The organism is Pristimantibacillus sp. Z349TD_6, assembly GCF_056173205.1.
On sequence record NZ_CM149662.1, the window covers coordinates 37627 to 52267 of the forward strand.

At 46.6% G+C, this 14641-nt stretch carries 12 protein-coding genes; all 12 read left to right on the forward strand.

Features of this window, described 5'->3' with window-relative positions; all coding sequences use genetic code 11:
- Nucleotides 1–175 precede the first annotated feature (175 nt).
- The 12 genes from AC0VYE_RS00200 to urtE all read left to right on the forward strand — a co-directional run bounded on the left by AC0VYE_RS00200 (nucleotide 176) and on the right by urtE (nucleotide 14618).
- Nucleotides 176–826, forward strand: a complete 651-nt coding sequence (locus AC0VYE_RS00200) for a 50S ribosomal protein L25/general stress protein Ctc (RefSeq protein WP_441885271.1) — start codon at nucleotides 176–178, stop codon at nucleotides 824–826.
- Between the two features lie 184 nt (nucleotides 827–1010).
- Nucleotides 1011–1571, forward strand: coding sequence for an aminoacyl-tRNA hydrolase (pth, locus tag AC0VYE_RS00205; RefSeq protein ID WP_076271325.1), 561 nt, complete (start codon nucleotides 1011–1013; stop codon nucleotides 1569–1571).
- Nucleotides 1572–1634: 63 nt separating this feature from the next.
- A complete protein-coding gene (locus AC0VYE_RS00210; protein WP_339205871.1) occupies nucleotides 1635–1865 on the forward strand; it encodes an anti-sigma-F factor Fin family protein in 231 nt (76 codons plus the stop codon).
- Nucleotides 1866–1974: 109 nt separating this feature from the next.
- Entirely contained in the window at nucleotides 1975–5502 is a 3528-nt protein-coding gene (gene mfd, locus AC0VYE_RS00215; RefSeq protein WP_076271279.1) for a transcription-repair coupling factor, read from the forward strand.
- Nucleotides 5503–5573: 71 nt separating this feature from the next.
- Nucleotides 5574–6644, forward strand: a complete 1071-nt coding sequence (locus AC0VYE_RS00220; RefSeq protein WP_076271280.1) for a peptidylprolyl isomerase — start codon at nucleotides 5574–5576, stop codon at nucleotides 6642–6644.
- A gap of 85 nt (nucleotides 6645–6729) precedes the next feature.
- The gene (locus AC0VYE_RS00225; RefSeq protein ID WP_475445348.1) at nucleotides 6730–8304 is read left to right on the forward strand and encodes a helix-turn-helix domain-containing protein; all 1575 of its coding nucleotides are present in this window, start codon (nucleotides 6730–6732) and stop codon (nucleotides 8302–8304) included.
- Between the two features lie 147 nt (nucleotides 8305–8451).
- Entirely contained in the window at nucleotides 8452–9459 is a 1008-nt protein-coding gene (locus AC0VYE_RS00230) for an iron-hydroxamate ABC transporter substrate-binding protein (protein ID WP_475445350.1), read from the forward strand.
- 326 nt (nucleotides 9460–9785) lie between these two features.
- The gene (gene urtA, locus AC0VYE_RS00235) at nucleotides 9786–11060 is read left to right on the forward strand and encodes an urea ABC transporter substrate-binding protein (RefSeq protein ID WP_076271283.1); all 1275 of its coding nucleotides are present in this window, start codon (nucleotides 9786–9788) and stop codon (nucleotides 11058–11060) included.
- Nucleotides 11061–11189: 129 nt separating this feature from the next.
- The gene (gene urtB, locus AC0VYE_RS00240) at nucleotides 11190–12095 is read left to right on the forward strand and encodes an urea ABC transporter permease subunit UrtB (RefSeq protein ID WP_076271284.1); all 906 of its coding nucleotides are present in this window, start codon (nucleotides 11190–11192) and stop codon (nucleotides 12093–12095) included.
- A 22-nt stretch (nucleotides 12096–12117) separates the two neighbouring features.
- Nucleotides 12118–13200, forward strand: a complete 1083-nt coding sequence (gene urtC / locus AC0VYE_RS00245; protein ID WP_475445352.1) for an urea ABC transporter permease subunit UrtC — start codon at nucleotides 12118–12120, stop codon at nucleotides 13198–13200.
- A complete protein-coding gene (gene urtD / locus AC0VYE_RS00250) occupies nucleotides 13172–13945 on the forward strand; it encodes an urea ABC transporter ATP-binding protein UrtD (protein ID WP_475445354.1) in 774 nt (257 codons plus the stop codon). Before urtC ends, urtD begins: the two co-directional genes overlap by 29 nt.
- Nucleotides 13923–14618, forward strand: a complete 696-nt coding sequence (urtE, locus tag AC0VYE_RS00255) for an urea ABC transporter ATP-binding subunit UrtE (RefSeq protein ID WP_076271287.1) — start codon at nucleotides 13923–13925, stop codon at nucleotides 14616–14618. Before urtD ends, urtE begins: the two co-directional genes overlap by 23 nt.
- Nucleotides 14619–14641: the final 23 nt, after the last annotated feature.

Here is a 14641-nt window from a genome sequence, read left to right on the forward strand (position 1 = left end):
TTTAAAGTTTAATTTTTGGCTGTAGTGGGTAAGTTATAGGGAAATCAAAACAGAAGCGAGTTTTTGCTTCACAAAAACTAAGCATATGCTTACGAAGCAAGTTTTGCTTCACAAAACTAAGCGTATGCTTACGAAGCAAGTTTTTGCTTCACAAAAACTTTAGGAGGTAATCAATATGGCGATAGCTATGAACGCGGATCAACGAACTGGCACGACGAAAGGTGAGTTGCGCCAATTGCGGCTCCAAGGGAAAATACCGGGCGTTATTTATGGTAAACAGTTGAATGATGCAGCACAGGTCATGGTGGATAGTAAGGAATTGCAGGCTTTGCTGCGTTCTCAGCCGAATGCGGTGCTTGAAATTAATATTCCATCCCATGGAAAAACCTCCGTTATGATCGCAGAGGTGCAACGTGATTCTTTGAGCAGGCAAGTGCTGCACGTTGATTTCCATCAAATTAATATGAACGAGAATGTGCGGGCGAACGTTCGTATTCATGCAGAAGGCGATTCTCAAGGTGTACGCGAGGGCGGTATCCTGCAGTTGATTTTGCATGAGCTTGAGGTGCAATGCTTGCCGGGCAGTATTCCTGATTCTATTTCCGTCGACATATCGTCGCTGGAGATTGGCGGAAGCATACTCGTAAGCGATTTGAAGCTGCCGAGCGGCGTGGAATTACTAGCGGAGCCTGAGCAGGTCGTTGCAACGATTCTTGCGCCGCAAAAAGAGCTTACAGAAGAAGAAGCAGAGGCTGCTGCAGTGGAGCTTACAGAAGCAGAGTCACGCTCCAACGAAGCGAAGCTTGAGGGCGTTAAGAGCCTGTAGAATCTCTTTTGAAAAATTACGTATACAACGCAGTACCGAGCATATTCAGGCGCCGTCCTTCATCAGGGCGGCGTTGTTTGCTTTTTGGGGAAAATAGAATGAAAGTTCTGCCGCAGGACGGCTTCCGATGTTTACGCTTGTAATAGATTATGTTACATTTGTCCGTAAAGGAGTGGAGAGAGCAATGAGGTGGATTGCAGGACTTGGCAATCCCGGTGCTGCTTATCAAGGAACCCGGCATAATGTCGGATTTATGGTTATTGATGAGCTTGCAAGGCGCTGGGGCATTAGTGTAACGCAAAATAAATGCAAGGCATTAATCGGAGAAGGCAACGTACAAGGCACGAAGGTTGTCCTTATTAAGCCGATGACATATATGAATTTGTCTGGAGAGTCAGTAAGATCATTTCTAGATTACTTTAAGGCTGAGGTCCAGGACGGCTTAATCGTTTATGATGATTTGGATACGGAGATCGGCAAGCTTCGCCTTCGCTATCAAGGCAGTGCGGGCGGGCATAACGGAATCAAATCATTGATTCAGCATTTGGGCACGCAAACTTTTGACCGCGTTCGGATGGGCATTTCGCGCCCGCAGCCAGGCATGAACATTGCGGACTATGTGCTCTCCACTTTTCCGAAGAGCGAGCATGAGAAATTGTCTGCTATGGTTGCTGACGCATGTGATGCTATTGAGTTTAGATTGAAGGCGCCTTTCGAGGAGACAATGGCAAAGTTTAACCGATAATCTGTTAGAAATTGATTATGAGGGCATACTGAAGGATATAACTACCCTTCAGGAGGCATACATATGGCAGTAAACTATATTTGTCGGCACTGCAGAACATCGATGGGGTCGCTTAGCGGGTCAAATATAACGGAGCATCAACTGGGCTTCCATTTCTTGACCCCCGAAGAACGCAGCGATATAATAGCGTATGACCCAAATGGAGATGTAACGGTAAAAGTGGTCTGTGATTATTGCCGCGAGGCGATTGATGCGAACCCAGAGCTTCATTTGGTAACTAGTCCTCTTCAATGACGGAAAGTGAATAGTATGAGCCTTAGCAGATGGCTGAGGCTTATTTTCAATGTACAGGGAGCGATCGTATCACTCTCCGATTGTGTAAAGAAACGGGGTGTCGCAAAAGTTGAAAGCTTTAATTAATGCTTTTGCCGCGGATACGGACGTTCAGTCCGTTATATCCGGTATTCGTAAAGGCATGCGTGAGCAGATGATATCTGGCCTCGCAGGCTCTTCCAGACAAGTGCTCATTGCAGCGCTGCGGGAGGATGTAGAGCGTCCTATGCTTGTTGTGACGCATAACATGTTCTCTGCGCAGAAGATTGCGGAGGACTTGCAGGAATGTCTTTCGTCAGAAAATGTATTATTATATCCCGCAAATGAGCTGGTAGCTGCAGAAGCGGCGATCTCGAGTCCTGAGACGCTTGCGCAGCGAATGGATGTGCTGATCAAGCTGTCCCAAGGCTATCGCGGGATTGTTGTCGTGCCCTTCTCCGGCGTTCGGCGCTATTTGCCTATAAGCAGTGTTATGGCTGAAGCGCAAGTAGAGGTTCAAGTTGGCCAATCACTGCCGATAGATGCTTTTCTGCGGCAAATGACCGCTCTTGGCTATACACGGGCTGACCGCGTAGAATTGCGCGGCGATATGAGCGTGCGCGGAGGGATTGTTGACTTCTATCCGCTTACGGCTTCACAAGCGTACCGGATCGAATGGTTTGGCGATGATGTTGATTCCATACGCACCTTCGATCCAGCAGATCAACGTTCTTTGGATCGCTTGGAATCTTATGTGGTTCCGCCATGCCAAGAGCTGCTCGCAGACGGCCACCGTATGGAGACTGCGGCTAATCATGCGCAGCGGCTGCTAGAGAAGCAGCTCGATAAGATGACAGATCGTACAGCCAAGGATCGACTTCGCACGGAGCTGGGCGGAGAGATTGAAAGGCTGCGCGAGCATGTTTATTTTCCGGAAATTTATAAATATATTTCGTTGTTATACCCAGAGCGTCAAACGATTCTTGACTATATGCCAGCTGATACGCTGCTCATACTAGACGAGCCAACGCGTTTAATAGAGACAGCGAAGCAATTGGAGCGGGATGAAGCGGAATGGTCCATGCATTTGCTGCAAAACGGCAAGTCGCTTCCGGATCTTGCTCTAGCCCGCGATACAGAGGAGATTTTGCATCACCGTCCGTTTCCAACGCTGTTCCTGTCCTTATTCTTAAGGCAAATCCCGCATTCGCAGCCGCAAAATATATTGAACATGACAAGCCGCTCGATGCAAAATTTTCATGGACAAATGAATGTGCTGAAGGCAGAAATGGAACGTTGGCGCAAGACGGGTGCCACAGTAATGATGCTTGCCGGCAATGCAGAGCGTATGGAACGCATGCGCCGAGTTCTTGACGACTATAGCATTGAGACGCCTACTCTGCTAGAAGGTAATTTGCAGTCCGGTTTTGAGCTGCCATCCTCTCACCTTGTCATTATTACTGAAGGCGAGATGTTCTCCCAGAAGCAGCGCAAAGCCCGGAAAATGGATAAAAAAGTTGATAATGCCGAGCGTATTAAGAGCTATACAGAGCTTAAAGTCGGTGACTATGTTGTTCACCATAATCATGGTATAGGCAAGTATGTAGGTATAGGCACGCTAGAAATAGCAGGTATTCATAAAGATTATTTGCATATTCTCTATGCTGGCGGCGATAAGCTGTCTGTTCCAATCGAGCAAGTGGATATGATTCAGAAGTATGTCGGCAATGAAGATAAAGAGCCTAAGGTCAATAAACTCGGCGGCAGTGAATGGACACGGGCGAAGAGCAAAGTAAAAGCATCCGTTCAGGATATTGCTGATGATTTGATCAAGCTGTATGCAGAGCGGCAGACGGCACCAGGGTACGCTTTTGGACAAGATACGTCGTATCAGAATGAGTTCGAAGCGATGTTCCCTTATGACGAGACGCGTGACCAGCTCAGAGCGATCGAAGAGATTAAGAAGGATATGGAGAAAACCCAGCCGATGGATAGGCTGTTATGCGGAGACGTCGGTTACGGGAAAACCGAGGTTGCCATTCGTGCTGCCTTCAAATCAGCAATGGACAGCAAACAGGTAGCAGTGCTAGTTCCGACGACTATTTTGGCGCAGCAGCATTATGAGACATTCCGCGAGCGTTTTGCAGGTTATCCGATTAACGTTCAGGTGCTCAGCCGTTTCCGTTCACGCAAGGAACAGAACGAAACAATGAAGGGCTTGAAAGCAGGAACAGTAGATGTCGTTATTGGGACGCATCGATTGCTGTCGCAGGATATTATTTTCAAATCGCTCGGCCTTCTGATCGTGGATGAGGAACAACGTTTTGGCGTATCGCATAAGGAAAAGCTGAAGAAGCTTAAAACTAATGTCGACGTGCTTACGCTGACTGCAACACCGATTCCAAGAACGCTTCATATGTCGATGCTTGGCGTGCGGGACTTGTCTGTTATTGAAACGCCGCCGGAAAATCGTTTCCCTGTGCAAACCTATGTGGTGGAATACAGCCCGTCCCTCGTACGGGAGTCGATAGAGCGCGAGCTGGCACGTGGAGGCCAAGTCTATTACTTGTATAACCGTGTTCAAGGCATCTACCAAATGGCGGAGCAAATCAATGCGCTTGTACCAGGTGCTAGAGTTGCGGTCGGCCATGGGCAAATGTCAGAGCAGGAGCTGGAGAAGACCATCCTTGATTTCCTCGATGGCGAATCCGATGTTCTGGTAAGCACCAGCATTATTGAGACAGGCGTCGATATTCCGAACGTGAATACGCTTATTGTGCATGATGCTGACAAAATGGGACTCTCTCAGCTGTATCAGCTGCGCGGCCGCGTTGGTCGTTCGAATCGTATTGCATACGCGTATTTCACGTATCAACGGGATAAGGTGCTTACGGAGGTTGCCGAGAAGCGTCTGCAATCCATCAAAGAATTTACTGAGCTCGGCTCAGGCTTCAAAATCGCGATGCGCGATCTATCGATTCGTGGGGCGGGCAACCTGCTTGGGGCGGAGCAGCATGGCTTTATTGCCTCGGTAGGCTTCGACATGTATTCGCAGATGCTGGCTGATGAGATCGCGAAGCGCAAAGCGGAGATGAGCGGCGAAGAAATCAAAGAAGAGAAGCCAGTTAGCATGCTTATTGATATTAGCGTAGATGCTTATTTGCCTTCGGATTACATTTATGACAGCATCCAAAAAATTGAGATCTATAAAAAAGTGGCTGCTATCCGAACGTTCGAAGAGGCAGATGATGTGATTGATGAGCTTGTGGATCGTTTTGGCGATTTACCGCAAGCGGTAAGCAATTTGCTCGCAGTGGCTAGATTAAAAGTGTATGGCACGATGTATGGTATTGAACAGCTCAGCGGCAAAGGTGATGATCTGCTGCTTCGTTACGCAGCTAGCGAGAAGCGGAGGATTGACCGTAAGAAGGTTGATCAGCTTTGTCTGAAGCATGAGAACCGCTTTAAGCAGGGCAGCGAGCAGGAGCCAAACCCAAGTATTTTGCTGCGCGGCAAGGGATTGAATATGGAGCAGAAAATTCATATGATTGAACAATTTTTGCAAGCGTACAAGGATGTTCTCCTTTATAAAGACGAATTGCAAGATGCGACAACATAGACAAGATTCGCTTTATACGCCCCTTTTCTGATACAATACTATCAAGTTCTCAATATGAAAGGGGATTCAACATGTTACACAGTTCACGCAAATCGGCATGGCGCAAAGGCGCGCTGCTTATCGTGGCAGTCGTGCTGGTCTTGACGATGGCGGCATGCGGCGGCGCGAAGGAAACAGAAGTTGCAACCTATAAAGGCGGCAATGTGACAGACAAGGAATTCAACAAGTATTTGGATGTATTTACGGTTATGCAGCCAGCGTATGCGCAAGTTATTGAAATTCCGCAATTTAAGGAGCAGCTGCTCCAGCAGTATATTTCCTACAAAATTTTAAGCAGCCAGGCTTCTAAGGAAGACGTTAAAAAGGCTGAAACAGAAGTAAAAGAACAAATGAAGCAGTATAAGACAGCACTTTCCCAAGATGCGGAATTGAAAGCTGCTGTAGATGCTAAGAAATTGAAAGACAAAGATATGGAAAACTATTTGCTTATGACTTCCAAACTTGTAGCTCATATGAACGCTCAAGTAACTGAGGAAGAAATGAAAGCAGAATATGAAAAGAACGGTATTAACTATGCAACCGTTTCTGTTCGCCACATCTTGGTATCAACTAAAACAACGGATCCAACTACACAAGAAGAGAAAGAAATTCGCACGGATGCAGAAGCTTTGGCTCGCGCTAAAGAAGTGAAAGACAAGCTGGCAGCAGGCGGAGATTGGGCTGCCCTTGCCAAAGAATATTCCGACGATCCAGGCTCGAAGGACGCAGGCGGTCTATATGCGGACAAGAAGAATGGCCAATGGGTAGAAGAGTTTAAACAAGCTGCTTATAAACAAGAGATTGGCGTTATTGGCGAGCCTGTGAAAACAGATTTTGGCTACCATGTTATCCTTGTTGAGAAACGTGATACGCCAGCATTTGATAAATTAACTGATGCAGATAAAGAATCAGTAAAAGGTACAGTTGCTTCTGAGAAAATGAACAAATACATGACAGACGAGCTTCCTAAGCAAGAAATCGTCATTAAGCTTCCAAAAGCAAGTGATACTCCTGCCAGCGATGCTCCTGCTGGTGAAGAAACGCCGGCTACGGATGCTCCAGCTACAGATGCTCCAGCTACAGAAGCACCTGCAACGAAATAAGTGCAAGACAAACATGTCAGACCCTTTAACCATTCACCGGTTAAGGGGTCTTTTTCTGAAACTATGCTGAGTAAGGATGGATTGTATGCTGAACACAAATCAATATTTGCTGCGTGAAGCCAAAAGCATTTTATTGAAAAAGACAGAGATGTCTAACGAGATGCTTATTAGCACCCCTTCCTTATTTATGCTCGGAGAAGGTTACGGAGCCATGAAGATGGATGATGATGCGTATGAGCTAAGCTTCGGCTGCTTGTTGTTTGCGCATGCTGGGACGAGAGCATCGATTTCCAGCTCAGAGCACTCCGATCTGCATTTGTATATGATCCAATTCGACCAGTACGTTCAAATCCAGGATACACGCGACCAGCTTGTCTATCATCAGAGCTGCGAAGGCCTTCCCGATAATGGCTATATTGCTTCTAATCGAATAGGCATTTTATTAGGTTTATTTAAATCGTTAATCGAGGCTCATCAAGCGGAAGCGAGCAGCAATCCATTTGAAGCTCAAAAACTGCTTCTAGAGCTGTTGTATGAGGTATTGATCGCAGGCCATAAAACGCCTTATTACGAATATGCAACGCCCGTACAAAAAGCAGTGCAGTACATTAAAGAAAATTACAGTACGAAGCTGCAGCGTAATTTCTTGGCCCATTTAACCGGCTATCATCCGCATTACTTATCAAAGCAGTTCAATAAAGAGATGGGGCAAAGCATATCGGACTTTATATTGCAGCTTCGTGTGGACAAGGCTAAGGAGCTTCTCTCCATAACAAGCAGCCATATTAATGAGATTGCGGCAATTGTCGGCTACCAGGATGCATTATATTTTAGCCGGAAATTCAAGCAAGCTACCGGCATGCATCCATCTGATTTTCGCCAAAGGCCAAAGCGCATCGTGGCGTTTCAATTTATCGGCACTTTGCTTGCGCTAGGCATTACCCCTGTTGGTGTAGATGGTCGTTTAGCGTATCATTCACAGCAGCTGAGGAGCGAGCTCGAAGGCGTCATATCCTTTGAAGATTGGGACAGCCAGAAGGTGCGTATGCTTCAGCCTGATATTATCGTTGCACCCGATTACCTTAGGCCAGAACAGCTTGGACAGCTGCGAACAATCGCGCCTGTGCTAGTCCAACCATGGGAAAACATCAATCCGATTGAGCGACTGCGATTCATGGGTCATATTTTTGGGAAACAGCATGAGGCAGAAAAATGGATCTTGCAGTTCTATCAAATGGCTGAGCAGTTGAAATACAAGTTGAGCAATGTATTTCATTCAAATGAGACAGCAGCTGTTTATGAAATTGCAGACGGTAATATTTATGTGCTAAGCAAGCAGGATCGTGGTGCTTATGCGTTATATGATGTGCTGGGCTTCCAGCCGCCTGACGCTGTGAAGGAGCATGTGCTTGATGCGGGGAAAAGTAAAATCGTTACTCTCGACGAGCTTTCTTTATTTGCAGCTGATCATATGATTATTAGTATTTTTGAGGAGACGGGGATGGAGAAAACGAATCGATTGCTGGCAAGCGAAGCATGGCAGCAGCTTCCTGCTGTTAAGAGCGATTTGGTTTATCGTATCCCAGTCAATAAATGTTACTCCAACGATGGTGTATCCTTACAAAAGCTGACGTTCACACTAGCTCAATTATTTTTATAAACACGATATGAAGCTGACAATAATCCATGTGACATGGTTATTTTTATCTATAGACGATGGATAAAGTGATCTGATATGCTTCTAACGATAATGATTCGCATTATCAAAAATGCGAGTTTATCGTTGAATGTACATAGGAGGTCCACCATGTCAAAGAGAAAGCCATATTTTATCCTTACTTTATTCCTTATGCTGTCTGTCCTCGTATCCGCCTGCGGCGGTGCGAATAACACAAATAGCAATGCAGCAACTAACGCACCCTCCGAAAGCGAAGCACCTGCAGCTACAGAAGTGCCGGCAGCGGAATTCCGCGGCTTCGAGACAACGAAGGGAACGATTCAAATTCCGGTTAAGCCGCAGCGTATCGTTACCGACTATTATGGCGGTGAATTGCTTTCTGTAGGAGCAAACGTGCTTGGCGTAGAGCCATCTACCTTCGAAAACCCGTTCCTTACTGAGCAGCTTAAGGGAGCAGTTGATGTAGGGTCGCCGATTAACGTTGAAAAAGTGCTTGAGCTTAAGCCTGACTTAATCGTGGTTATGTATGAAGAAAGCTACGAGAGCTTGTCTAAAATTGCACCAACATTATATATTCCTTATGGAACAGCGTCCAATATTTACGAAAGCGTTAGATTGTTTGGAGACATTGTAGGTGAGAAGGAGAAAGCGGAGCAATTCATCACGGCATATGATGAAAAGGCGAAAGCGGGCCGCGAGAAGCTGAAAGGTGTTGTCGAAGAAAATACGACAGTCGGCATTTTTGAGCTTACAGATAAAGGCGAAATATGGATGTTTGGCGAAAATTCGGGCAGATCGGGTCAAGCGGTATATAATGCACTGGGTCTAAAAATTCCTGAATCGATTAAAAAGCAAGTGGATGCCAACGACGGCTTTTTCCAGCTGTCTAAAGAAGCACTTCCTGAGTATTCGGCAGATTATATGTTTATGACCGTCTATGACCCGGAGAAGAAGGGTGAGGCGATTAAGCAGCTGACAGACTTAGCGGTTTGGAAAAGCTTAGACGCCGTGAAAAACAATCAATATTTTGAAAATGATTTTAATACATTCTATCGTTATGATCCTATTGCTATAAGCGGACAAGTCGATCTTATTGTAGACATGCTTATTGCAAGAGCAGAAGAAAATAAAAAATAACATATGAATTTAAACAAGTTAACCCAACTTGAGGCATTTGCCTTAGGTTGGGTTTTTTATGTGAATAAAAATGTCATACATTCAATTTTTCGTACATAAAAGAAGTACACCGACAAACAAGTGTCATTATACCTAACATAAATATAAATAAAACACCCCTAAATGACCATTTTTAAGTGAAAATGTATCCCTTGAAAAAATTAGTGTTAACTATATTGACATTAACTTAGTTCCCAATCTATAATAAAAGCACGAACAATGGAAGTTAATTCCATGTAAATGTTCGGAAATATAGAGACAAATATGAAGCGATGGGGAGTGGGAAGATGAAAAAGAGAATGTTTTATTCATTTGGCCTTATGTTTGTAGCTTTAACGATCGTATTGACAGGTTGTGGCGCAAACAACAACAAACCAGCATCTACGAATGGGGAAACAGATAAACCTACGAATGCTGCCAATGCCGGATCGGGAGCAGATGGGGAAATAAAAGTGGGAATATTGCACTCACAGAGCGGCACCATGGCAATTAGCGAGGTATCGGTTATCGATGCTGAAATGATGGCTATCGATGAAATTAATGCAGCAGGCGGCGTTTTAGGTAAAAAGATTGTACCTGTACTTGAAGACGGCGCTTCGGATTGGCCCACCTTCGCTGAGAAGGCGCGCAAGCTTATTTCCGAAGATAAAGTGGCTACCGTATTTGGTGGATGGACATCCGCAAGCCGGAAAGCAATGAAGCCGGTATTCGAAGAGTTAAATGGCCTGCTGTGGTATCCGGTGCAATATGAAGGTCTTGAATCTTCTCCGAATATTTTTTATACAGGCGCTACGACAAACCAACAAATCGTTCCATCTGTCTCGTGGCTGCTTGAAAACCGCGGCAAGAAATTTTACTTACTCGGATCGGACTATGTATTCCCTCGTACCGCAAACCTCGTAATTAAAGAACAGTTGAAGGCTGAAGGCGGCGAACTGGTTGGAGAAGAATACACGCCGCTAGGCCATACAGATTACAGCACGCTAATCAGCAAGATCAAAGAAGCTAAACCAGATGTCGTATACAACACGCTTAACGGTGACAGCAACGTTGCGTTCTTCAAGCAATTGAAGGATGCAGGCATTACAGCTAAAGATTTGACTACATTGTCAGTATCGGTTGCAGAAGAAGAGATCCGCGGTATTGGCGTCGATGTGCTGGAAGGCCATTTGGCGGCGTGGAACTATTATCAAACAACGGATACGCCAGCTAACAAAACGTTCGTCGAAAACTACAAAAAGAAATACGGTGATGAGCGCGTAACGGCGGACCCTATCGAAGCCGGCTATACAGCGGTCTACTTATGGGCAAAGGCGGTCGAGAAAGCAGGCTCCACTGACGTAGATAAAGTAAAGGAAGCAGCCAAAGAGCTGGAGTGGGATGCTCCAGAAGGAAAAGTGAAAATCGACGGCGCTACTCAGCATATTTACAAAACGGTTCGTATTGGCGAAGTGCAAGCGGACGGCCAATTCAAGGAGCTGTGGAACTCAGGTGAAGCGGTTAAGCCGGATCCGTATCTCAAAGGCTACGACTGGGCAGCAAGCATTCAACCAACGCAATAATCCATAAGCAAACAATGGTCTAATACACAGCAATTAATGGGGGAGTATTCGATCGCTTCGAATGCTCCCTTCTGCTTTTTTTGTGACAGAGGAAGGCGACAGCCGTTTATGCTAGAGAGGAGCGGTCATATGGAAGTGTTTCTGCTGCAGCTATTTAATGGTTTAAGCATCAGCTCCATTTTATTGCTGGTTGCTTTGGGGCTTGCGATTACGTTTGGCTTGATGAAGGTCATCAATATGGCGCATGGCGAGTTAATTATGATCGGTGCGTACTCCACGTATTTGACGCAAAATGTGTTTCATGATTATTTGCCGAAATCGATGTTTGATTGGTATTTTGTATTGGCCATTCCGGTCAGCTTTATCGTTGCATTTATCATTGGTCTTATTCTCGAAATGTCGCTGATTCGCTTTCTATATGGACGGCCGCTTGATAGCTTGCTCGCCACTTGGGGTGTGGGTCTCGTGCTGCAGCAGCTTGCAAGATCTATTTTTGGGGCGCCAAACGTTGCAGTTACAAGCCCAGCATGGCTAAATGGCGGCTTAAAGATTATGGATGGAACATTGCTTCCTTACAAAAGGTTATTCATCATCGCACTCGTCATCGCTTGTTTAATTGCTATGTATTTCTATATTTACCGCAGCCATGAAGGCAGAAGGATGCGGGCAGTGATGCAAAATCGCGATATGGCCGCATGCCTTGGGGTTTCGACAAGACGAGTGGATGCGATGACCTTCGCTATCGGCTCGGGTATTGCCGGCATTGCGGGCTGTGCGTTAACGCTGCTTGGTCCTATCGGCCCGTCCCTTGGCACTTATTATATCGTTGATGCCTTTATGGTCGTCGTGCTTGGCGGAGTCGGCAAGCTGGTTGGGACGGTGCTCGGGGCAACAGGGATTGGGATGTTTAATACGTTGTTTGAGTATTGGACGAATGCTTCGCTTGGCAAGGTGCTAGTGTTTGTCTGTATAGTTGCTTTCCTCCAATGGAAGCCTATGGGACTCGTTGCCATGCGTTCGCGGTCGCTTGACTAGGGAAAAGAAAGGTGGAACGCTTATGCGCTTGCAAAAGTTTACTCCTCAGCGGTTATGGATCTTAATTGGCTATGCGGCAGCAGCGGCTGCACTCTTCTCCGCTCCGCTATTTGTAAGTGATTTTCGGCTCAACTTGTTAGCGAAATTTCTAGCCTTTGCCATAGTAGCATTAGGGCTTGATCTGATATGGGGCTACACTGGCATTTTAAGTTTAGGGCATGGCATTTTCTTTGGATTAGGCGCCTACGCTATGGCGATGTATTTGAAGCTGGAGGCAAGCGGAGGAAGGCCGCCGGATTTCATGGGCTGGAGCGGTCTTAAGGAGCTTCCTCTTTTCTGGCAGCCATTCCAGAGCTTCTGGTTTGCGGTAGCGATGGGAATTGCCATACCTGCGCTGCTCGCGCTTGTGCTTGGTTACGTCACGTTCCGCAACCGAATTCGCGGCGTTTACTTCACGATCTTGACGCAAGCGCTCGTTATTATTACGACGACACTGCTCATTGGTCAGCAAGCTTTTACAGGCGGTACGAATGGGATAACAGGCTACTCCACCGTGCTTGGCTTCTCTATAGGTTCTCCTGAGACGAAGCGCGTGCTTTACTATATTACCGTCATTGCTCTCATTGCTATCTTCATCTTTTGCCGCTACGTCATCGGCAGCCGCTTCGGCAAGGTGCTTCGCGCGATTCGAGATGGCGAGAACCGGGTGCGGTTCATCGGCTACAATCCGGCAATTTATCAAATGGTCGTATTTACGATTTCGGCTGGCATTGCAGGTATAGCGGGCATGCTGTTTGTACTCCACGTCGGTATTATTTCACCGTCGATGCTCGGAATTGTGCCTTCGATTGAAATGGTTCTTTGGGTAGCCATTGGCGGACGTGGAACGCTGGTTGGAGCCGCACTAGGCGCTATCCTTATGAACTGGGCTAAAAGTGAGTTCAGTACCGCTTATCCGCAGGGCTGGTTATTCTTTATGGGGCTGCTGTTTGTGGTCGTGGTCGTATTTATGCCTAAAGGTGTTGCTGGCTTAGTTGGCCAATTGAAATTACGCAAAAAAGGGAGGGAGCCAAAGCATGAAGGAGTCCGCAATCCTGCTGTGTGATGATGTAACTGTTGAGTTCGATGGCTTTAAAGCAGTCCAAGGCATGAACCTAAAGCTTGAGAAAGGGGAGCTTCGTTTCCTCATAGGGCCAAATGGAGCTGGCAAAACGACAATTCTGGATGTGATTTGTGGGAAAGTAAGGCCTACGGCGGGACGTGTCACATTCGGGAAGGTAGATATAACGAAAAAGAAAGAGCATCAAATTGCTGAGCTTGGCATCGGTCGTAAATTTCAAGCTCCTTCGATATTCCCTTCGATGACGGTTGCTGAGAATTTGGAAATCGCGATGCGTCAGAAGCGTACCGTGTTCGCGACGTTGTTTGCAAAGATGGTTGAGGATGAGCGGGCTAAAATTGACGGGCAGCTCGTTATGATTGGTTTGCAGAAAAAATCGAACTGGCGGGCAGGCGGTCTGTCGCATGGAGAGAAGCAGTGGCTCGAAATTGGCATGATGCTGCTCCAGGAGCCGGAAATATTGCTGCTCGATGAGCCGGTGGCGGGGATGACCGATAAGGAGACGGATAAAACGGGCGAGCTTCTTCGCCAGATAGCCCGTATGCGGTCGATTGTAGTCGTGGAGCATGATATGGAGTTTGTTCGTAATTTTGCGAGCAAGGTCACCGTTATGCATGAAGGGAAGCTGCTGAAGGAAGGCTCGATGGATGAAATTCAACGGGATGACCGCGTGGCGGAAGTGTACTTGGGGAAAAGGCGGGATGCCGATGTTAGCCGTTCAACAGCTTGAGGCTGGTTATGGTGAGAGTATTATTTTGCGTGATGTGTCGCTGAAAGTGAAGCAAGGGCAGGTTGTATGTCTGCTCGGGCGGAATGGCGTAGGCAAAACAACGCTTATGAAAAGCATTATGGGGCTGCTGAAGGCGCGCGAGGGTTCTGTTTCTTATAATGGCTCGGATTTAACGAAGAAAGCGCCGGGACTGCGGGCTAAAAGTGGAATCGGCTATGTACCGCAAGGACGCGAAATATTTGCTCAGCTATCCGTTTATGAAAATTTGCTGCTTGGCCTTGAGGCTTCAAAGTCGAAAATATCTTCTATTCCAGAAGAGGCTATTGCAAAGTTTCCTGTGCTGCCGGCAATGTATACGCGCCGCGGCGGCGATCTTAGCGGCGGACAGCAGCAGCAGCTTGCCTTCGCGAGGGCGTTAGCTTCAAGGCCTCAAGTATTGCTGCTTGATGAGCCTTGTGAGGGGATTCAGCCCTCCATTGTCGATGATATTAGGGATGTTATTCGCTCAATTAAAGCGGATGGCAAGACGGCTATTTTGCTGGTGGAGCAAAGCCTGGATTTCGTGAAGAGTGTAGGAGACTACTTCTACGTGCTGGAAAAAGGGGCGATTGCGTGGGAAGGCGGCTTGGAGTCGCTGGATGATGAGGTCATACGCAAATATTTGACGGTATAAAGCGAATGATGAGCAAAAAGCGC